Here is a 21,664-nt window from a genome sequence, read left to right on the forward strand (position 1 = left end):
TGTGGGTCGCCGAGCAGTTGTCCGGCGGCAGTTCGGCGTACGGCATGCCGCTGGCCTTGCGCCTGCGCGGCGAGCTGTCGACCGAGCGGTTCATCAGCAGCTTCGCCGAAGTGGTGCGCCGTCATGAGGTGCTGCGTACCGCGTATTCCCAGGACGATGAAGGTGATCCGATCGCCTTGATCGCCGAGCAGGTCGACGTCGATTTCCCGGTGCTCGATCTGTCCGGTCTGTCGCGCAGTGCCCAGGAAGAGCAGGTGGCGCAGGCGGTGCTGGACAACGCGCACACGCCGATCGACCTGGAGCAGGCGCCGCTGTGGCGCGGGCGCATTCTGCATCTCTCGCCGACCGAGCATGTGCTGCTGTTCTCGATGCACCACATCATCTCCGACGGCTGGTCGATGGGCGTGCTGGTCAACGAGCTGGTGCAAATCTACGAGCTGAGCAAGGCGGGCGACCACACGCCGTTGCCGGCGCTGGACGTGCAGTACTCCGACTTCGCCCTGTGGCAACAGGAACTGGAGCGCGCAGGCGTTCTCGGGCAGCAGGCGGCTTACTGGAAAGAGCGGCTCGACGGTTACAGCGGGCAGTTGAATCTGCCACTGGACAAACCGCGCGGGGCGGTCGCGTCGTACGACGGCGATGCCGTGCAGTTCCGTCTGCCGGCGGATCTGAGCCAGGGCTTGCGCAAGGTCTCCACTGACGCCGGGGTGACGCTGTACAGCACGCTGCTGGCGTCGTTCCAGGTGCTGTTGCATCAGTTCAGCGGGGGTGACGATGTGCTGGTCGGCGCGGACGTCGCCGGGCGTGAACAGCCGGAACTGGAGCGTCTGATCGGCTTCTTCGTCAACGTGTTGCCGCTGCGTTCGCGCTTCGAGGCGCACAGCGCGTTCTCGGACTTCCTGGCCCGCACGCAGGACAACCTGCTCGGTGCGCTGGAGCATCAGGACCTGCCGCTGGACATGATCGTCGAAAGCTGTGGCGTGCCGCGTCACAAGGGCATGAACCCACTGGTGCAGGTGTTGTTCGTGATGAACAACCTGCCGGGGCGCACGCAATCGATGGGGGGCTTGAGCGTTGAACCGCTGGCGGCGTTGCAGACCCATTCTAAATTCGACATGGCATTGTTCGTTGACGAAGAAGAAGGGCAATTGCTGGGTAATTGGCAATTCGCCACAACCTTGTTCGGACACGAGCGCATTCAGTACCTGGTGAAGGCCTGGATAGCCCTGTTGGAACAGATCGTCGCTGATCAGGACATTCAATTGGGAGCTATCAGCATGCCAGTCGACAATTTCGCAGTGGCCGCCAAACCCGCTGCGCCCGGACCCAAGGCCGACAAACTGGGCAAGTTCCTCAAGCGCGGCGCCGCCCCGGTGGCCAAGGTTCGCCCGGCCCCGGTACGCGAATCGCTGATCGCCGCACCCCAGCCGTTCCCGCTGCTGGTGGAGCCGAACGAGCCGCAACTGGACTTGATTGAATGGATCAAGAACAACCGGCCGCTGATCGAAGAAAAACTCGCCACCCACGCCGGCATCCTGTTCCGTGGTTTCGAACTCGACGGCATTCAGGGTTTCGAGGCGTTCGCCGAAGCGATTCAACCGGGCCTGTACGGCCAGTACGGCGACCTGCCGAAGAAGGAGGGCGGCAAGAACACCTATCGCTCTACGCCGTACCCGGAACGCAAGATGATCCTGTTCCACAACGAGAGCTCCCACCAGGACCGCTGGCCGCGCAAGCAGATGTTCTATTGCGAGGTGGCCGCACCGGTGGGCGGTGCGACGCCGGTGGTGGATTGCCGGTTGATGTACGAAAAACTGCCGGCCGACCTGCGTGACAAGTTCGAGTCCAAGGGCCTGCTGTACGTGCGTACGTTCACCGACAACCTCGATGTGTCGTGGCAGCACTTCTTCAAGACCGAAGACCGCGCCGAAGTCGAAGCCCGTTGCCGGGCCGGCGGTATCGAGTGGCGCTGGCTGGAGAACAACGAACTGCAAACCCGCACACCGGGGCCGGCGATCATTCGTCACCCGATCACGGGCGCCAAGTCGTTCTTCAATCAGGTGCAGCTGCACCACATCTACTGGCTGGAGCCGGATGTGCGTGAGGACCTGTTGTCGATGTTCGGTCCCGAGCGCATGCCGCGTCACGTGTACTACGGCGACGGCACCCCGATCGAAGACGAGGTAATGCAGCGCATCGGCGATCTGTACGAAGAGTGCGCCGTGCGTTTCGACTGGCAGAAAGGCGACGCGATCCTGCTCGACAACATGCTCGTGGCCCATGCCCGTGATCCGTTCGAGGGGCCGCGCAAGATCGTCGTGGCGATGGGCGACATGTACGACCACAGCAGTCTTGAACGTGCGCCGGCCGCCGGGCAAACCGCCCCGGGCGCAGTGAACACCGAGGAAACCGGAGCATGAACGAGGTCATGATGGACACGCAGGAAAGCGGATTCGCCCTGACGCCCGAGCAACAGGCGCTGCTGGAGCAACTGTCGAACACGGCGACCTGCGGTGAGGCATTGCGCTGGTTGAGTGTGACCCTGGAGGGCGACCTTGATCCGCAACGCCTGCAGGCCGCTTTCGATACGCTGCTGGCGCAACAGCCGATGTTGCTGGCGCAATTGAGCAAGGTCGCCGGTTTCCACGGCCTGCGTCAGAGCGCGATCCCGGTCGCCCGTTTTCCGCTGACGATTCAGGCGGCCGAGCAGGGTGCCGAGGACATTCAGGCGCAGATCGAAGAGTCGATGGGTCGCGCTTTTGTGGTCGGCGAATCGGCGGGTGTTCAGGCGATGCTTTATCGACTGGCGCCGCAGCAATGGCAGTGCCTGATCGGTATCGCTCGCCACAGCGCCGATGCGCAATCGCTGAATCTGTTGCTGGAGCAGGTGCAGCAAGCCTACGCCGGTGCCGAGTCCGCCGAAGATGAGGCGCCGGGCGAGTTCAGCCAGTACCTGGAATGGCGCAGCGAAGTGGTGCTCGACGAAGACGCGACCACGGCGCGGGCTTATTGGCAGCAACAGCTGCAAGGTGCTCAGGTCGACATCGCCACGCCCTGGCTGGCCGCCCGCAGCGTCAGCCAGACGACGGCCGGCGCCGACTCGCGCCTGTCACTGGTGCTGCAACCGGCGCAACGCGCAGGTTTGCAGGCCCTGGCCGAGCAGCTCGGCCAGCCCGTCGCCACGCTGTTGCAAGGTGCCTGGTGGGTGTTGCTGGGCCGCTTGAGCGGGCTTGAGCAGGCACTGGTCGGTGTACGCCACGACAGCCGCAGCGACTATGAATACTTCGCCAGCGCCGTAGGGGTTTTCGAGAAAACCTTGCCGCTGTCCGTATCGTTGCCGGCCGGTGCAACCTTCAGCGACTGGCTGGTCGAACTGGCCGCGCGCCTCGAAGAACACCGCACCTGGCAAGAATACTGGACCCCGGATCTGGCGCCGGATGCAGCGCGCCCGGCCTACGGCTTTACGCTTGGCCAGGCCGGTCGCAGCGGCAACAGCGGCGGTTTGCGCTGGGCGGTGTCGGATGCCTTGCCGGTGCAGCCGGATGCCTTTGAATGCTTGTTGCAGGTGCAACTGGACGACGCACAGCAACCGGTGGCGGTGGATCTGCTTTATGCGAGCTCGCGTTATTCGCCGGCAGCCGCGAACGTGGTGCTGGAGCAATTCGGCGTTCTGCTGGATTCGATCCTGGCCGCCCCGCACACCGCGCTGGCGCAGCTCAACCTGCTCGGTCATGCCGAAGAGCAGCGTTTGCTGGCCATCAATCCATCAGCGCAGCCATTGGCCGACAGCCGTTATCTGCCGCAGCGCATCGCCGATCTGATGCTGCACACCCCGGATGCCATCGCCCTGACCGATGCCGGGCAGTCATTGAGCTACGGCCAGTTGCAAGTCCGCGTGGACAGCGTCGCGCAAGGTCTCAAGGCGCAGGGGCTGGGCGAAGGTTCGATTGTCGCGCTGGCGCTGCCGCGCTCGGCCGATCTGGTGATCGCCATGCTGGCGAGCTGGCGCATCGGTGCGGCTTATCTGCCGCTGGATGTGCACTGGCCGCAGGCACGTCAGGCCTTGATGCTGGAACAGGCCGGCGCCGCACTGTTGCTGACCGACGCCGCGCATCGGCCAGTCTGGCAAGGGCAACCGCACAAGACGTTGACCCTGGCTGATATCAGCCAGTCGAGCGCAACGTTGCCGGCGCTCGCCACCCAAGGCAACGACATCGCGTATGTGCTGTTTACCTCCGGCTCCACCGGTGTGCCGAAAGGCGTGGTGATCGAGCATCGGCAACTGCTCAACTACACGGCTCAGGCCAGCCAGGCCCTGGGGTTGGAACAGTGCCGCAACGTCGGTTTCAGTTCGACGGTGGCGGCGGACCTGGGCAACACCGCGTTGTTCGGTGCGTTGTTCAACGGGGCCACGCTGCACGTTGCCAGCGATGAGCAGATGCAGGACGGCGCACTGTTCGCCGAGTACCTGCAACAGCAACAGATCGATTGCCTGAAGATCGTGCCGTCGCACCTCGCCGCGCTGCTCGACAGCGAGAGGGCAAGCCTGCCGCGCACCCTGGTGCTCGGCGGCGAGCCGATTGCCACGACGCTGATAGAGCGCATTGCGCGGTTGCGCAGCGACTGCCGCGTGTTCAACCACTACGGCCCTACCGAAGCGACGGTCGGGGTCATGGTTCATCCGCTGGATCTGCACGGCGCTGCCGGCGATTGTTCGGCGCTGACGCAGGTGCTGGGCAACAACCAGGTTTACGTGCTGGACGCGCAATTGCGTCTGGCGCCGGTCGGTGTGCTGGGCGAGTTGTACCTGGGCGGTGCGCAGTTGTGCCGTGGCTACCTGAATGCCGAAGCTGATGAGCAGACGTTCATTCAGAGCCCGTTTGATCCGGCGCAGCGTCTGTATCGCAGCGGCGACCTGGCGCGCTATCGCGTGGACGGCGGCATTCAGTTGCACGGTCGGCGCGATCAGCAGGTCAAGGTGCGTGGCTTCCGCATTGAACTGGCGGAGATCGAAGCCGAGCTGCTGCGTCTGGCGCCGGTGGCCGAAGCGCTGGTGCTGCCGGCCGCGTCGGCCGAGCAGGGATTGCTGGCCTTTGTCGTCGCGCATCAGGGCCTGTCGGCGGGCTTGCTGGACGCTGCACGCGCAGAGTTGAGCGCACGACTGCCCGGCGTGATGGTGCCGCAGCATCTGCAATTGATCGACCGTTTCCCACGGTTGGCCAACGGCAAGATCGATCGCAAGGCATTGCAGCAACTGGCGGGCAGGGCGGCGGATGACGAAGGTGTCGCGCCGCGCGATGCACTCGAGCAATTGCTGGCCTCGCGCATGGCGCAGTTGCTCGGGCTCGAGCGGCTGGGGGTTGATCGCGACTTTTTCGCCGCCGGTGGCCATTCGTTGCTGGTGATCAAGCTGGTGGCCGGGATTCGCAAGTTGCTGCAGTGCGAAGTTCATCCGGGGCTGGTCTTCGATCATCCGACCGTGGCATCGCTTGCAATGGCGTTGCGGGCGGTGGAAAGCACCCCGGGCCAGTTGGAAAAAATGGCCCAGGTACGCCTGCGCATGGACGCGATGAGCCCCGAGGAAAAGGCCCGCCTGGCCGAGCAGGCGCGGCAGCTGCAAGCCGCCAAGGCTGCGCAAGGCAGCTGACATGGCATGAAACAAAAGGCCGTCGCCCAACAGCGTCGGCCTTTTTTTTAACTTTTCGCGCTAATGATAAATAAACTCATTCCGGTTTTTTGGAGGTGCTGCGTCTTACTAAGGTATGTGGGCAAATCGGGTCGGGCAGGGCAGCCAGGTCACCGGATTTGTTCAGCGAAAAATTTCGCCGTTGTCCAGCCAGATGACCGTGCCCGGGGAGGGGCCGGTCGACCGCGCACTGACAGATCGCCCGAGGGCCATCGAGTGCGCGGCTCACTTGTGCAGACAGCGGCGGGCCCTTCGGCCCAATGGATTTCCACTTCTACCAATAATAGAGAGCACGATGTCAGCAATTCATGAGTTGAAACCTCTGTTCAAGGCACTCGTCATGTCCCGCGGCCTGCGTTCGCGCCGAGTGTTGACCGGTCTGGGGCTGGTCTGCGTATTGCCGCTCAGCGCTCAAGTGATGGCTGAAGACGTCAGCATCAACATCCCGGCCCAATCGCTGCCGCAGGCATTGCAGGCGTTCGGTCAGCAGACCAACCAGCAAGTGATCTACAACGCTGACGACATGGCCGGACTCAAGAGCCACGCCGTCAGCGGCAAGATGAGCCCGCAGGCCGCCATCGCCGAATTGCTCCGCGGCACCGGCGTGCGTTACAGCATCGAGGGCAACACCCTGATGCTGGTGCGCGGCACGGCCACACAGGGTCTGGAACTGGGCGCGACCAACATCAGTGCGCAGCAGGTCGGGGCAACCACCGAAGGCAGCAACTCGTACACCTCCAACGCCGTCACGATCGGCAAGGGCACTCACACCCTCAAGGAAATTCCGCAGTCGGTCACCGTGATGACCCGCAAGCAGATGGATGATCAGGACCTGGTCGACCTCAAGGACGCGCTGAACCAGACCACCGGTATCGTCGGTCTGCAGGGCGTCGGCAAGGGCATCATCATCTCTTCGCGCGGTTTCCAGATCGACGACTGGCAGTACGACGGCGTACCGATTCCACGTAACAACTACTCGCTGGGCAACTGGGCGACCCAGGACCTGATCTTCTTCGACCGTCTGGAAATCCTGCGCGGCGCATCCGGCCTGTTGCAAGGGACCGGCAGCCCTGGCGGTGCCATCAACCTGGTGCGCAAACGCGGTCAGGCGGCACCGACTGTGAGCATTACCGGCAAGGCCGGCTCGTGGGATCACTACGGCCTGCAACTGGACGCGGGCGGCCCGCTGAACCAGGCCGGCACTATCCGTGGCCGTCTCGTTGCCGATGAAGACCAGAGCGATTCCTTCGTCGACTACGAATGGAGCAAGACCCACTCGCTGTACGGCTCGCTGGACTTCGACCTGAGTGAAGACACCACCCTGGGCCTGGCGGTCAGCCGCACCGAGGCCGAGTCGCGTCCGATGATCCGTGGCCTGCCGCGTTACGCCGACGGCAGAATGCCGGACGTTTCGCGTTCGACCTACGGCGGTGCCAAATGGAACCACTCGCAGATCAACGTCACCACCCTTTACGCTGACCTCGAACACCGTTTCAACGACGACTGGGCGTTCAAGGTCGGTGCCGTGCAGATGACTGAAACCAACGAGTCGAAAAGCCAGCGACTGCAAAGCTCCGGTGCCGGTCTGAAGCCGGATGGCACCGGTATTCAGTACGCCGACTTCATCACCGACTTCGACTCCACCAAGGTCGGTCTCGACATGAACCTGACCGGCAAGTTCGAAGCCTTGTCGATGCAGCAGGAAGTCATGATCGGCGGCAACTACTCCCAGTTGGAGACGGATGACCAGCTCGCACGTACTTTCAACAACAACACCACCGACACGATCTTCAACGTCAACCACGATCGTCCGGACATCAGCTACGACAGTCTGCTCAACACCGCTGGCGGCCGTGCCACCGACAGCAAGTACGATATTCGTCAGAAAGGTCTGTATGGCACCTGGCGCGTCAAACCGGTCGATGACCTGACGCTGGTGCTGGGTTCGCGTGTCAGCTGGTATGACTTCAGCTACAAATCCAAGAACCGCGCGGCCTTCAGCGATGAATACGTCACCGCCGATCCGAGCAAATCGAACGAAACCGGGGAAGTCACCCCTTACGCCGGTATCGTCTACGACCTGAGCCGCGAGTGGGCGGTGTATGCCAGCTACACCGACGTGTTCCAGCCGCAGACGGTGCGCGATGCCAATGGCTCGATGCTCAAGCCGATCATCGGCAGCAACTACGAAATCGGCCTCAAGGGCGAGCTGATGGACGGCCGGGTCAACACCTCCCTGGCGCTATTCCGCTACGACCAGAAAAACCGTGCGGTCGATGATGTTTCCGGCGGTATGGAATGTGACGGCTGGTACTGCTCCACGGCGGCGGGCAAAGTGCGCAGCCAGGGTCTGGACGCCGAGATCAGTGGTGCTGTGACCGACAACCTGCAACTGTTTGCCGGTTACACCTACAACACCACCAAGTATCTCGACGACCCGGACATGGAAGGTCGCACGTTCAGCACCTGGACACCGAAACACATGCTGCGCGTGTGGGGCAACTACCAGTTCACCGGTGATTTGAACCGTCTGAGCACCGGGCTTGGTTTCACCACTCAAAACCACACCCTGGGCTACGAAGGCTCTTACGAGGTGGCGGGTTACACCGTGTGGAACGGCCGTGTCGCTTACCAGCTGACACCGGAGATCAGCCTGGCGGTCAACGCCAATAACCTGTTCGACAAGAAGTACGTCAACGCGGCGTACAACCAGCTCAGTGGTAACAACAACTTCGGTGACCCACGCAACGTGATGTTCTCCGTGAAGTACACCCCGCAGTTCTGATGCACTGACCGGGCGCCGAACCGGCCCACGCTCCTTGATGAGGAGGGTGGGCCGGTTTTTTTATGCCCGGATTTTCTCGCCGGCACCTTGCTGAAACAAAGCACACCCGAACAAAACAGCAGGCATGAAAAAACGCAGAGGCCGAGGCGTCTGCGTTTTTTGTGTTGCCGAAGGATCAGTCCCGCGTCACGCCCTCGCAGGCGAGGAGCACGGATTCAAACGAGTCCAGCAGGCTTTCGCCATAGATCATGCTGCGGTGCGGCAAGGGTGAATGGACGGAACCTTGCAACTGTCCGCTGAGGTTGTACTGGCGCAGCACCTGCTCCGAGTGCAGCACTTGCTCCAGGGTCTTGTGCTGTAACGACCACCAGCAGCTGGCCTTGACCTTGAGAGTTGGCAGCGAGAACGCATCGAAACTCTTGACCAGCCGCTCGTGGATGTCGAACGCCTGGGCGTTCATGATTTCCTGCTTGATGGCCTCCAGCGTGGCGATCATTTCCTGTTCGTCGGTGACGGCTTGCTGGCTGGCCCACTGATAAAAGGCCTTGAGGCTGGTTGTCGGGTTCTCGGCGATGTAACGCGCCGCCGGCTCTTCCAGATGGGCAAACATCAGGCTGAACATTTCCACGGCAACGGACAGTTCGTTGTCTGCGCTGAGGTACTCGGGGTTGTCTTCCTCCAGCGGTTTGCGTGGCAGGTCCGCAGGGAAGATGCTTTCCGGCAGCGTGGTGTCGACCAGGCCCAGGAATGTCACCTGTTTGCCCTGGCGCTCCAGTGCAGCGGCCACGTCCATGGCGATCGCGCCACCCAGCGACCAGCCCATCAGGCGATAGGGGCCGTCGGGGTGCTTTTCGACAATCTGTTCGGTGTATTCGGCAATCATCTCGGGCCAGGTCTGGGTGCTGGCGTCCTTGTCGGCGAAGCCTTTGTGCATGATGCCGAAGGTGCGTGCGTGCTTGCTCAGACGCTTGGCCAGCGGCTGATAACAGAAGACGATGCCGCCGCTCGGGTGCAGGCAGAACAGCGGTGTGGCGGTTGAGGTGGCGCCGGTCAGCTCGACCACGCATTGCACCTGCTGTTGATGTTCCATGCCGATGAACCGGGCCAGCACTTCGACCGTGGGATGCGCGAGCATTTGTTGCAGGGCCAGTTTGATCCCCAGGCGTGTGTTCAAGGCGGAAATGAACTGAATGGCCAGAATCGAATGGCCGCCCAGCTCGAAGAAATTGTCGTCCAGGCTCACGCGCTCGACGTGCAGCGCCTCTTGCCAGAGTTCGGCCAGCGCTGTTTCTAGGGGCGTTTGCGGCGCACGAAACGGCCGCTGCGTCTGATGCAGATCGGGTAGTGGCAGGGCCTTGCGATCCAGTTTGCCGTTGGGGCTCAGTGGCAATGCACTCAGCACCACCAGGTGAGCAGGGACCATGTAGCCGGGCAGACGGTTTTTCAGTTCTGCCTTGAGGGCTTCGCGCAGTTCGTCCTCTGATTGCTCGCTTGCATGCGGCACTACATAGCCGATCAACTGCGTACCGGTCGCGCCTTCGTGGGCGATGACCACGGCTTCACGTACGGCTGGCCATTGCAGCAGGCAGGACTCGATTTCGCCGAGCTCGATGCGGAAACCGCGGATTTTCACCTGGTGGTCGAGGCGCCCGACATATTCGATCACGCCGTCGGCGCCATAGCGTGCCAGATCGCCGGTGCGATAGAGGCGTCCGCCCCGGTTGCTGAACGGATCCGGGATGAAGCGTTCGGCGGTCAGCTCCGGTCGATTGAAATAGCCCCGCGCGAGCAGGTCGCCGGCAATCATCAGTTCGCCCACGGCCCCGACGGGCACCGGCTGACCGCCGCTGTCGAGCAGGTACACGGCACGACCGGCCAGCGGTCGACCAATCGGCATGGCTTTGGGCAAGGCCGTGCGCCCGGTGACGTAGTCGCTGCAATCGAGCAACGTGGAGTCGACTGTCGCCTCCGTCGGGCCGTAGACATTGAGCAGGCGCACATGGCCGAGACCGGCCTGGCCCCAGGCCGCGACCGCTTCCGGCGGCATGGCTTCGCCGCCGACCACCACCTGACGCAGCGATCCGTAGTCCCGTGGGCCGGCGGCCGCGAAGTCCTTGGCCAGCAGGTTCCAGTACGTCGTGGTCAGTTCGCTGACGGTGAATTTTTTCTCCAGCAGCTGCTGATACCAGGTTTCGCTGTCCCAGATGTCCTGCCCGCGCAGCACCACCGATGCGCCGCAGATCAGCGCCGGGTAGAGCTGATCGACAAACGCATCGAAATTGAACGTGCCGTACTGCAGCAAGCGGTCGGCAGGCGTCAGACCGTGGAACTCCCGACCGATTTGCGCGTGACGGCTCAGGGCGCCGTGAGTGATGCCCACGCCTTTCGGGCGACCGGTGGAGCCCGAGGTGAACATCACGTACGCCAGATTGCTGGCGAAAGTGCGGCAGGGCGGGTTGTCGACAGGTCGGTCATCGAGCGGATCAACCTCATCGACGCACACCACCTTGACCGATGACGGCGACGGCAGGCGCTCAAGCAGCGAATCCTGCGTCAGCAATACATCCAGGCCGCTGTCTTCGATCATCCAGGTCAGGCGTTCCTGCGGGTAGTCCGGGTCGAGCGGGACATAGACCCCGCCGGCCTTGAGCACCGCCAGCAGGCTGATGATCATGTGCGCCGAGCGCTCGACGGCGATGCCCACGCGGACTTCCGGGCCGACGGCGCAGGCGATCAGGGTGTTCGCCAGTCGATTGGCCGCCGAATTGAGCCGGGCATAACTCACGTGCAGGTCATTGACGATCAGTGCCACCGCGTCCGGTGTGGCCAGCGCCTGACGCTCGAACAACTGGTGTACGCCTTCGTCGGGCAAGGCCGAGGCGGGCGGGTTCCATTGTTCGAGCTGCACGCGGCGTTCATCGCGGCTCAGCAGCGGCAGTTCGCTCAGCGCGCGGCGCGGATCTTCGGTGATGGCGTGCAGCAGGTTCTGCCAGTGACCCGCCAGGCGTTCGAGGGTTGCGGGGGTGTACAGGTCGCGGCTGTATTCGAGGCTGGCGTCGATGCGCTCCAGCGAATAGGCGATGTCCAGCGACAGGTCGAATTTGGCCTGGGTCGTGTCCGCCGGGAGGAAGTCCAGCGCAAGGTCGCCCAGCATCAGCGGGCCCTCGCCGGAGACCTCGGTGCGCCAGTTGAACAGCGTTTGAAACAGCGGATTGATCTGCCCGTTCGCGCGCAGTTGCAGGTCGTCGAAGCTCAGCTCCAGCGGGTAGTCGGCATGATCCAGCGCGGCGAGGGTTTCGCGGCGCAGGCGCTGGAGAAAATCCTGGCACGGCAGCTGTGGATCGATGCGCACGCGGTAGACCTGGGCGCTGACAAAAAAGCCCACCAGCTCCTGGGTTTCGCTGCGATTGCGGCTCGCATTCGGCACGCCGACCGTGAAGTCCTGCTGGTTGCTGTAGCGGCTCAGCAGCAATTGCCAGGCGCCGAGCGCCACCACAAACGGCGTCAGTCCCCACTGTTGGCAGAAGCGGTTCAAATTCTGTGTCAGCGCCGTCGGCAGGCTGAAGTCGTGTTTGCCGGCCGGGTGGGTCTGCTGTTCGTGGCGAGGAAAGTCGGTCGGCAGTTCCAGCGGCGGCAGGGTCTGCCCCAGGTAGTTGCGCCAATAGTCGGCGCTGGCGGCACACGCGGCGCTGTCGAGGTATTCGCCGCGTTGCCAGTTGGCGTAGTCGGCGTACTGGATGGCCGGTCGGCGCAGCGGCGACGGATCGCCCGCCACGACCTGTTCGTAGGCCTGCATCAGGTCCTGCATGAGAATGGCGTTGGACCAGGCATCGGAGGCGATGTGGTGCATGTTCATCAACAGCAGGTGTTCGTCGTCGGCGGTCTGTAGCAGCGTCGCGCGCATCAGCGGCGCGGTTTTCAGATCGAAGGGCAGACCGGCCTCGACGGCAATGCGTCGGGCAAGTTCGGGGTCGCGTGTTTCGGCGCTCAGGTGGCGCAGGTCTTCGAAGGCCAGTTCGAGTGTCGCGTGTTCATCGACGACCTGCATCGCCACGCCGTCGATCTCGACGATCGCGCTGCGCAGCACGTCGTGGCGTGCGATGACTTTGTTCAGCGCCGCTTGCAGATGCCGGGCTTGCACAACGCCGTTCAGGCGCACGGCACGGGGCAGGTTGTAGGCGGCACTGTCGGGCGTCAGCTGTTGCACGAACCACAAGCGCTGCTGGGCGAAGGAGAGCGGCGCCGGGACCGGGTGGAGGCGGGCCGGGATGCCTTGAAGTTGCACGCCGGCATCAGCCATCAGCAGCGCCAGCACTTCATCATCGAGTAAGTCGTTCATCGGTCTCTCGTGGTTGGCAGCGCCGTGGTCGCTGACGGCGTTGCCGACAGTCGGGTCCACGGCGATAAACATTCAGGTTGAAGGCCGACAGCGCACAGGCGCTGTCGGCTGAAAGGGCGCTTTCGCTCAGGCGGTTTCGAGGGGCTTTTTGTGGGTGACGACCCGGCCACCCTCCATGCGCACCAGTTGATCGGCGACGTCGAAATAGCGGTCGTCGTGGGAGATCACGATGATCGTCTTGCCCATCTGTTTCAGTTCCGGCAGCAACTCGGTGTAGAAGATCCGCCGGAACGCCGGGTCCTGGTCGGCGGCCCATTCGTCGAACACCAGCACCGGACGTTCCTCCAGCCAGGCGTTGATCAGGGCCAGACGTTTGCGCTGGCCGGTGGACAGATCGGTGGTGCTGAACACGCCGTCCTGAATGCTCACTTTGTGGGCGATTTCCAGGCGCTCCAGATAACGGCCGGCATCGGCAGGGACCTGTTGATCGCCCTGTACCAGCTCATCGAACAGGTAGTAGTCGGCAAAAATCGTGGTGAACAGCTGGCGGTAGTCATCGCGGGCCCGGGCATCGACCACCTGACCGTTGAGCAGGACTTCACCGCGCTGTGGCGCATACAGCCCCAGCAGCAGTTTGATCAGGGTGGTCTTGCCGCCGCCGTTCTCGCCGACGATGAACACGATGTCGCCCTGAGCGATGTTCAGATTGACCGGGCCCAGTTCGAAGGCGGCGCTGCCTTTGACCGGGGGAAAGGCGTAATGCACGTTGTGCATTTGCAGCTGCTGGACCGGGGTCTTGCTCACCGGCGCGGATTCGCTCAACAGCAGGTGCGGCTCCGGCGAGGAAAACTGCTCGGCCAGATCGTTGATGCGCTTGAACGCGATGTTCGCGCGGCTGATCACCGGCAGGGTGGTGATCAGGTATTCCAGCGGGCCTTTCATGTACAGCAGCACCAGTACAAAACCGCTGAGCACCGCTTTGTCAGTGCCCAGCCACAAGGACTGCAGGGCCAGCACCAGGCCGATGACCACAAAAAACAGCATCGAGCCGAACGTCTTGGCCATCACGAAAATGTTGACCGAACGAATGTGGGTCCGGCAGATGAAATCGGCGGTGCCTTCGATGCGCTGGCTGAACATGCGCTGGCGACGCGGCCGATGAATGCGCAACTCCTTGGCGCCGGCGGCAATCGCGCTGTAGTGCTTTTGCAGTTCATCCTCGGCTTCGCGAGCGGTTTCGAAGCCTTTGATGCCTTTGTTGCGGGCGACGTATTGCACCGCGATACCGACCACCAGGGCTACCAGCAGCAGGATGAACATCGGCAGCGACAGGAACGCCAGATAGCCCAGGCAACCGAGCGTCACGGTAAAGGCGATGGCCAGCGGCGCGAAGGAAAAGGCGAAATCGCTGACCGTGTCGACGTCGTGGGTCAGCACCGGAATCAGGCGGTGGCTGCGGAACCGTTCAATCTGTTCGATGGGCGCCAGCAGGACCTTTTCACCCAGGGATTTGCGCAGCCCGGCAATGATGTGCTGGCCGACGTGGTTGGTGCCGATGTCCGACAGAATCGAGGTCAACAGGGCAAAGGCGCAGAGGCCGGCAAACGTCGCCAATACCGTGGCCGAAGGGCTGCCGGCGCCGTTCAGGGCTTTGTTGATGGTCGCCAGCAGGGCGGTGACGCTGACGCCACCGAGCATGCCGAGCAGGATCGACAGCGCCACGACGACCCGGTAAGGCTTGAGCAGGCCGAGGACTTCACTGATGGCTCCGCGCGATTTTGTGGTCATGGAGGTTTCCGCTTTTGGTGCCGGTCAAGGCATTGGTTCAAGGGTAGGGCTGGTTAAAAGACGAAACCCGCGGGCAGCGATTTAGCCGCCCGCGGGTTTCTCGAGGACTCAAGCGACGAGCGAGCGACGGGTGCCGCTGCGGTGCTCGCGGTTACAGGTCGCGCGCCACGCGAAAACCGATCCAGTCGCCACGCTCGGTCGGCACCAGCGCATTGCGGTTGCCGGAACGGGAGAACACCGGCGCTTCGCCCCAGTCGTTGCCGCGAATGCGCTTGAACTGGCACTTGCCGGTCTCCCACGCACTGCCGTCACTCGGCGCGCCTTCGTAGTTTTCGTTGTAGCAATCGGCGGTCCATTCGTAGACGTTGCCGTGCATGTCGTACACACCGAAGGCGTTGGGCGGGAAGCTGCCGGCCGGCGCGGTGAAGTTGTAGCCATCGGCCGCACCGTAGGTATTGGCGTGCTTGGCGATGCTGTATTCCTTGCCCTCATCGAACGGGAACGGGAACGGCCCGGTGGTGCCGCCACGGGCGGCGTATTCGCGCAGGGACTCACTCACCAGCCGATATTGCTTGCCGGTCTTTTTCGACAGCCAGGCCACGTAGGCATTGGCCTCGGCGAAGTCCATGCACACCGCCGGGTGCTTGTCGGTGTACTGCTTGCGCGGGTCGCTGCCGGCGTAATCCGGGATCCCGGCCTTGCACGCGCGGCCCGGGCGGGTATCGCCATCGGGCATGACGTAACCGGTGTCCTTGAGGTAGGCAAACCATTCGCCCTTGAGCACCTGGAAACGGCTGATTGCCAGCGGTTTGGCGAACGTCACCGGGTGCATCGGGCCTTCGTCGGGCTCGCGGCCGACTTCGTCTTCTGGCGTGCCCATGGTGAACGTGCCGGTGGGCAGCACGACCATTTCCGGGCAGTCCTTGCAGTCCTTGAACACCTTGCCCGGTGCCGGTGGGGTGGCAGCCTGGGCGGTGGTCGGCAGCAGGCAGGCGGCGAGGGCGGCGAGCGTCAGCGCCGACAGGCTTTTCAAGGCAAAACGAGGCAGTTCACTGTTCATTTCGAGTCTCGTCAAAAGGAAAAAGGTTCGGCTCACAGCGCCTGATCCAGCACGGCCAGCAGGCGGTCGATCTGGGCTTCGTCGTTGAGCAGGCCCGGCGCGGTGCGGATCACTGGCCCGACATCGCGCTCGACGGCGTCGGCCACGACTTTGTTGGCCATCAGGTGCGCGGCGATCTTGTCGCTGTTCTTGCCAGTGACCCGGAAGAAGGTGAAGCCGGCGGAAAACTCAGGGCTCAACGGCGTGACCAGCTCGATCTGCGGGCGTTGCAGCAGGCGTTTTTTCAGGTAGCTGTTGAGCTCATGAATGCGCGCCTGCACGTCGGCCTTGCCCAGTTGCAGGTGCAAGGTGAAGGCTTCGGTCAGCGCCCAGCGGTGTTCGAAAGCGTGATAGCCGCCCGGGGTCATGGTGGTGGAGAAGTGCTCGGCCTCGGAAAAGGTCGGGATGATCGGCGTGACGTATTTCACTTCGGGCGTGCGGCTGACCACGATCCCGGTGCCGCGCGGGCCGAACATCCATTTGTGGGTGCCGGCGATGAAGAAGTCGCAGTTCATGGCTGGGAAGCTCATGTCTTCCACACCGAAACCGTGCACGCCGTCCACCACGTAGATGATCCGGTCGGCTTCGCTGCGTCCGCGGTTGTGTTTGTCGACCAGCGCACCGATGTCGGCGAGCGGCAGTTTCACGCCGCTGCCCGAATGCACCCAGCACATGCCCAGCACGCGGGTTTCGGGGCGGATGGCGCGGTCGATGCTGGTCAGGATTTCGTCTTTGCTGATCCGGTAAGGATCCTTGAACAGACGGATCTTGCGCACCTTGGTGCCGTCACGCTGGGTGCGCAGTTCGAGGATGGTGTGCGTTGCGTAATGCTCGTGGGCCGTGGTGAGGATTTCCTGATCGGCGCGCACCTGCACGCCGCCGTAAATCATCGCCAGGCCTTCGGTGGTGCTGCCGGTGAGCGCAATCTGCCGGGCATCGGCCTGCACGTATTGGCCGGCCAGCACGCGCACGGCTTCCTCGCGTTTTTCGGTGACGCCGTGGTCCCAGTCCATCGCCAGCCCGGGGTTCTTGTCGAGGGCGGCGCGGTGCATTTCGATCGCCTCGCGCACCGGGCGCGGGTGGGTGGTGATCAGGAAGTTGGAGAAGTGCAGCCACGCCGGATCCTGATCGAACAATTGCTGCAACTGCGCCCACTTGTTGCGTGGCAGCGGGGCGGTGGCGGTCGAAGCGCTGGCGATATTCGGCAGGCTCGCGCCCAGCGGCAAGGCAGCGGCGAGGATCCCGGCCTGCTTGAGAAAGTCACGACGGTTGCTCATGGCTTGGCGGCTTCCCGGGCAGTGGCCAGTGCCGGTTTGGCGGATTTCTCCACCTGATCCCACACCCGCAGGAAGTTGCCGCCCCAGAGCTTGGCGATATCGGCTTCGGTGTAACCGCGCGACAGCAGTTCGGCGGTCACGTTGCGGATTTCGCCGACGTTCTCCCAGCCTTTGACGCCGCCACCTTCGTTGAAGTCCGAGCTGATGCCGACGTGGTCGATACCGATCTTTCTGACCGTGTAATCGATGGCGTCGCCCAGGTCCTTGAGGCTGGCCTTGGGTTCGCCTTCGAGGATCGCGTAGAGCTGGCCGGCGTATTCGCCGAATTTCTGCTCCGACCACGCCGAGATGATCGGATCGCCCGGCATCAGGGCCACGGCCAGGTTCGGCAGTGGCGGCAGGTCGTAGCGTTTGCGCAGTTCATTCAGCTTGTCCTGAGTGCCCTGGGTCAGTGGGCGCAGGTATTGCGAGAAGCCGACGATCTGCACCACGCCGCCGCTGTTCTTGATCAGCTGCATTTCCTTGTCGCTGAGGTTGCGCGGGATATCGACCATGGCGCGCGGCGCCGAGTGCGACGCCACCAGCGGGGTGCGGCTCAGTTGCGCGACTTGCTCCAGGGCCTTGGTCGACATCTGCGACACGTCGATGATCACGCCCAGGTCGTTCAGGCGTTTCACCGCTTGCTTGCCCAGGTCCGAAAGACCGTCGAGGGCGTCCGGCGAATCATTGAAGAACGGCAGCGGGCGCGACGAGTCGGCCCAGTCGTTGTTGCCGATGTAGCTGAAGCCGAACATGCGCATGCCGCGCGCTGTCCACAGGTCCAGCAGGTTCAGGTCGTGGCCCAGCGGGTAGGCGTTGAGCATGCTGATGAAGATCGCGAACTTGCCTTCGCCGTGCAGGCGCCGGAAGTCGTCGGCGGTGTAGGCGATGCCGACCTGGTTGGGGAAGTCGCGGACCATGCCGGAAATGATCTTGTAGCGGATTTCCTGCTGGTTGCGCGCCTCGTCGACGAAGCCGGCGGTGGGTTTGTGCGGGGCATTGGCGCCGTTCCAGATTTCCGGCCAGCCGAAGATCGTCAGTGCCGCGCCGGACAGGCGTCCGCGATTGGCCTTGACCAGGTCGAACTGGTCGCTGCCGTCCTTGTCGACTTCGTGGCCGGTGGTGCCGAAGTTCTGGGTGATGGTGATGTGGCTGTCGAACGAGAGCATGTGTTCGTGCAGCTCTTCGGCCTGCTGCATGACTTTGCGAGGGTAGCCGGGATTGTCCTTGAACCAGATATCCCAGACCGCGAAACCGGCACCGGCGCTGATCGCCAGGGCCAGCGGCAGGCCGATGTAAAGAGCCTTTTTCGAACGTGGTTTTGTCATTGCCATCTCAGTCAGGTTCGCCGTCGAGGTGCAGGCACAGAGGCCTTTGCTATCTGGGAAGAACGAGCGGGCGCGGGAGAAAATTAGTCCGCCCCGAGGGCGCTTAAATTTGTTCGCTCAGCAAACGTTCTAGCTTGGATAAAGCCTGCTTCAGGGCTGAACACAGGTAGGGCAATGAGGATTTCTCGACGATGGTTCATGGCAGGCCTGGCGCTGACCGGCGCTGCCGTACCTGCAGCTTATTTCGGGCATCGCGAATGGACGAAGCCCGACCCGACGATCACCCCCGGTGAGGCGTCTTTCGATATCGCCGACGTGGCCGGGCAACGCCTGGCGAATGCGCTGCGCGGGGTCTGGAAGATCCGCTTCGTCGGGCGTGACGCGGGCCTGGACGGCTTGCCGGCCCAGGGCCTGGAGGTGTTCATCGACATCGGTCAGAAAGGCCGGGGCGTGTGTGGTTTTCTCGACACGCCGGAGCGTCTGCGCTCTGCCGACACGCCTCGTTACCGAATACTCGGCGATCTGGCCGGGGCCGAGGCTTCGAAGCTCAGCTGGCGCCTGTTGGGCACCGGCGGCAGCGTCGACTACGAACTGAACATGACCCTCGACGAGGTCTGGGCCGATTTCGGCAACGCCGGCAGCGGCACCCTCAGCGGCAGTGTCCAGCGCCTCGATCGCGCGCTGGCCTTGCCGGCGCAGGATCACCGCTTCATCGCGGTCAAATGCCTGTTTCCCGAAGCCCGCCAGCGCACACCGCTCAATGCGCCTTTGCTGGCCTGGCTGGTGTCACCCGAGCATCGGCTGTTCCACCAGGTGTGGCACGCGACGCGGGACAAATGGCACACCCTGTCCGAGGACAAACGCAACGCCATACGCGGCCTCGGCTGGCAGCCCGGCCCCCGCGATCAGGAGCGTGACGCCCGGGGCAAGCGCAAGGATCGCAACGGTTCAGGCATCGATTTCTTTTTCATGCACCGGCACATGCTCGGGACGGCGCGTTCGCTGCAGGATCTGCCGTCGTGGGAGTTCTTCCCGCTGCCGCAGCCGGAACTGGTGCGCGACCGTCAGGGTTTCGCCCGCTACTTCGATAATCACGACGGCACCGCGTTGCCGCCGACCTGGCTGGCCGATGGCGACGATGAATTCAGCCAGTGGGTCAGCGACATCAAGACCGCCGAGACCTATCAGAGCAACTTCGAGGTCTGGGAGTCGCAGTACCGCGATCCACAGTATCTGTCGAAGATGACCCTCGGTCAGTTCGGCTCCGAAGTCGAGCTGGGGCTGCACGACTGGCTGCACATGCGCTGGGCTTCGGTGCCGCGCGATCCGTCCAACGGTCAGCCGGTGCCGCTGGCCCGGGATCTGGACGATTTTGCCGCGCGCTGGTTCGCCCCGGAAAACGACTTCCTCGGCGATCCGTTTTCATCTCATGTGAACCCGGTGTTCTGGCATTTCCACGGCTGGATCGACGACCGCGTGGAAGACTGGTTCCGCGCCCATGAGCGTTTCCACCCGGGCCAGGTCACGCGACTTGAAGTCAATGGTGTGAAATGGTTTGCGCCTGGGCGTTGGGTCGAAGTCGCTGACCCGTGGCTCGGTCCGACGACTCACGGTTGCAGCACTACGCCGGGGCTGCAGGTTGGCAAGTCGGTTGAGATGGATCCGGAAGTCATGAAGCTGGCGCTGCGAATCGTGTTCGGTTCGGATGAGAAGAAGCTGGAAGGGTTGTTCCGGCGAGTGCCGAAGCGACCGTGGTATGCGCGCAATCTGAAGGCCAAAACCGACGCGGTCTGAGGATCGCGTCATCGTTCGCTGGATCGCCCAATGCAGCAAGCTCGCTCCCACAGTGATCGTGTCCATTCAGATGGAATGCGGTCACTGTGGGAGCGAGCTTGCTCGCGAAAGCGGTCTTGAGTTCGCTGCGATTACAGCGCCTGCCACCCACCGCCCAGTGCCTTGTACAACCCGATACTCGCCTGCAATCGCGACAGCCGCAGTTGCACATTCAGATCCTGTGCCGCATACAGCGTGCGCTGGGTTTCCAGCACCGTCAGCAAGTCTTCGGCGCCGGCCTCATAGCGGCTCTGAGCGATGTCGAACGCGGTCTGCGCCTGATTCAACTCTTCACTTTGCCACTGCCGCTGCGCGTCGAGCCCGCGAATGCTGTTCAGGGCTTTTTCGACGTCGGCGAAACCGTTGATGATGGCGGCGCGATAGGTTTCCAACAGTTCTTCCTGACGGGCCCTGGCCTTGTCACGCTCGGCGCTTAGTCGCCCGTTGTTGAAGACGGGCGCGAGCAGTCCGGCGGTGAGGTTGTAGAAGGGGCTGCGGATGATGTCGTCGAACTGATTGGCGCCGGAGCCGAGCTGGGCAGACAGGGTCACGCTCGGCAGCATGGCGGCGCGGGCGACCTTGACGTCGGCTTCGGCCGCCGCCAGTTGCGCCTCGGCGCGGGCGATGTCCGGACGGTGGCTGAGCAGGTCGCTGGGCACGCCGGCGGCGATGGTCGGCCATTGCAGTCGGTCGAACGGCTCCGCGCCGGTTTGCAGGTCCTGCACCGGCCGGCCGAGCAGGGCAGCGAGGCTGATCAAAGCGTCTTGGGCCTGTTGTTGCACCAGCGGTAATTGCCGTTGCTGCGCGGCCACCAGGCTTTTCTGTTGGGCCAGTTCCAGTGCGGTGGCCGAGCCTGAATCGAAGCGGGTCTGCACCAGTTTCAGCACGTTCTGCGCGTTCGCCAGATTCAGTTCGGCGATGCGACTTTGCTCGCGCAGGGACAAGGCCTGCGCATACGTGTTGGCCACGCCGCTGAGCAAGGTCAGTTCCACGGTCGCCCGATCGAACTCGCTGGCTTGCAGGGCAAACTGGGCACTGTCGCGGGAGGCGCGTTTGCCACCCCAGAAATCGATTTCGTAAGTAGCGGTCAGGCTGGCGTCGAAATAATCCACCGCCTTGTTGCTGTTGTCGGCGTCGAGCTGGCTGTAGCCGTTGCCGCGCAGCAATTTCTGCCGATTGGCATTGGCCCCGGCTTTCACTTCAGGCAACTGTGAACCGCCGGCAATCACGGTGCCGGCCTGGGCCTGGCGCACGCGTGCCATGGCGGCCGCGAGGTCGAAACTGCCGAGGCGGGCCTGTTCGATCAGGCGGTCGAGTTCGGGGCTGCCGAACTGCTTCCACCATTGCGGATCGATGCGGGCGACGCTGGCGCCGTGGGGCGATTGCCAGGTCGCCGGTGGCTGCAAGCCGCTGTCGGGACGCTGGACGGGATTGCCGCAGGCGCTGAGCATCAGGCACACGGTCAACAGGCTGAGGCGCGATTTCATAGA

General features: G+C 63.2%; 10 protein-coding genes (1 of these 10 cut by a window edge). 4 read left to right on the forward strand and 6 right to left on the reverse strand.

The annotated features are described in order from the left end of the window. The 3 genes from AC0R79_RS10575 to AC0R79_RS10585 all read left to right on the forward strand — a co-directional run. Positions 1-2,420, forward strand: the 3' portion of a protein-coding gene (locus AC0R79_RS10575; protein WP_474734344.1) for a non-ribosomal peptide synthase/polyketide synthase. Its footprint begins 11,128 nt before the window's first position; only the last 2,420 of its 13,548 coding nucleotides appear in the window; its start codon lies off the left edge, out of view; the stop codon is at positions 2,418-2,420. Next, positions 2,417-5,647, forward strand: a complete 3,231-nt coding sequence (locus AC0R79_RS10580; protein WP_474734345.1) for a non-ribosomal peptide synthetase — start codon at positions 2,417-2,419, stop codon at positions 5,645-5,647. Before AC0R79_RS10575 ends, AC0R79_RS10580 begins: the two co-directional genes overlap by 4 nt. 334 nt (positions 5,648-5,981) lie before the next feature. Beyond that, the gene (locus AC0R79_RS10585; RefSeq protein WP_474734346.1) at positions 5,982-8,471 is read left to right on the forward strand and encodes a TonB-dependent siderophore receptor; all 2,490 of its coding nucleotides are present in this window, start codon (positions 5,982-5,984) and stop codon (positions 8,469-8,471) included. Between the two features lie 175 nt (positions 8,472-8,646). Here AC0R79_RS10585 and AC0R79_RS10590 read toward each other — a convergent pair whose 3' ends face one another. From AC0R79_RS10590 to pvdM, 5 genes are all read right to left on the reverse strand, one after another. Next, the gene (locus AC0R79_RS10590) at positions 8,647-12,810 is read right to left on the reverse strand and encodes an amino acid adenylation domain-containing protein (protein WP_474734347.1); all 4,164 of its coding nucleotides are present in this window, start codon (positions 12,808-12,810) and stop codon (positions 8,647-8,649) included. Positions 12,811-12,936: 126 nt separating this feature from the next. Then, positions 12,937-14,598 (reverse strand): cyclic peptide export ABC transporter, encoded by a 1,662-nt coding sequence (locus AC0R79_RS10595; RefSeq protein ID WP_007956365.1) that lies wholly within the window; start codon positions 14,596-14,598, stop codon positions 12,937-12,939. 151 nt (positions 14,599-14,749) lie between these two features. Then, positions 14,750-15,658, reverse strand: a complete 909-nt coding sequence (gene pvdO / locus AC0R79_RS10600) for a dihydropyoverdine dehydrogenase (RefSeq protein ID WP_127797451.1) — start codon at positions 15,656-15,658, stop codon at positions 14,750-14,752. A 32-nt stretch (positions 15,659-15,690) separates the two neighbouring features. Further along, positions 15,691-16,974 carry a pyoverdine-tailoring periplasmic protein PvdN gene (gene pvdN, locus AC0R79_RS10605; RefSeq protein WP_474734349.1) on the reverse strand — a complete coding sequence of 428 codons (1,284 nt, stop codon included), beginning with the start codon at positions 16,972-16,974 and terminating at the stop codon, positions 15,691-15,693. After that, positions 16,971-18,341: a pyoverdine-tailoring dipeptidase-like protein PvdM gene (pvdM, locus tag AC0R79_RS10610; protein WP_007956370.1), complete on the reverse strand. Its 1,371-nt coding sequence runs from the start codon at positions 18,339-18,341 to the stop codon at positions 16,971-16,973. The genes pvdN and pvdM overlap by 4 nt, the downstream gene beginning before the upstream one ends. 174 nt (positions 18,342-18,515) lie before the next feature. On the opposite strand from pvdM, the gene pvdP reads away from it, so the two are divergent. After that, a complete protein-coding gene (gene pvdP / locus AC0R79_RS10615; protein WP_127797453.1) occupies positions 18,516-20,135 on the forward strand; it encodes a pyoverdine maturation tyrosinase PvdP in 1,620 nt (539 codons plus the stop codon). A 131-nt stretch (positions 20,136-20,266) separates the two neighbouring features. Here pvdP and AC0R79_RS10620 read toward each other — a convergent pair whose 3' ends face one another. Then, entirely contained in the window at positions 20,267-21,661 is a 1,395-nt protein-coding gene (locus AC0R79_RS10620; RefSeq protein WP_127797454.1) for an efflux transporter outer membrane subunit, read from the reverse strand. Positions 21,662-21,664: the final 3 nt, after the last annotated feature.

This window comes from Pseudomonas sp. HD57-3 (genome assembly GCF_056113135.1).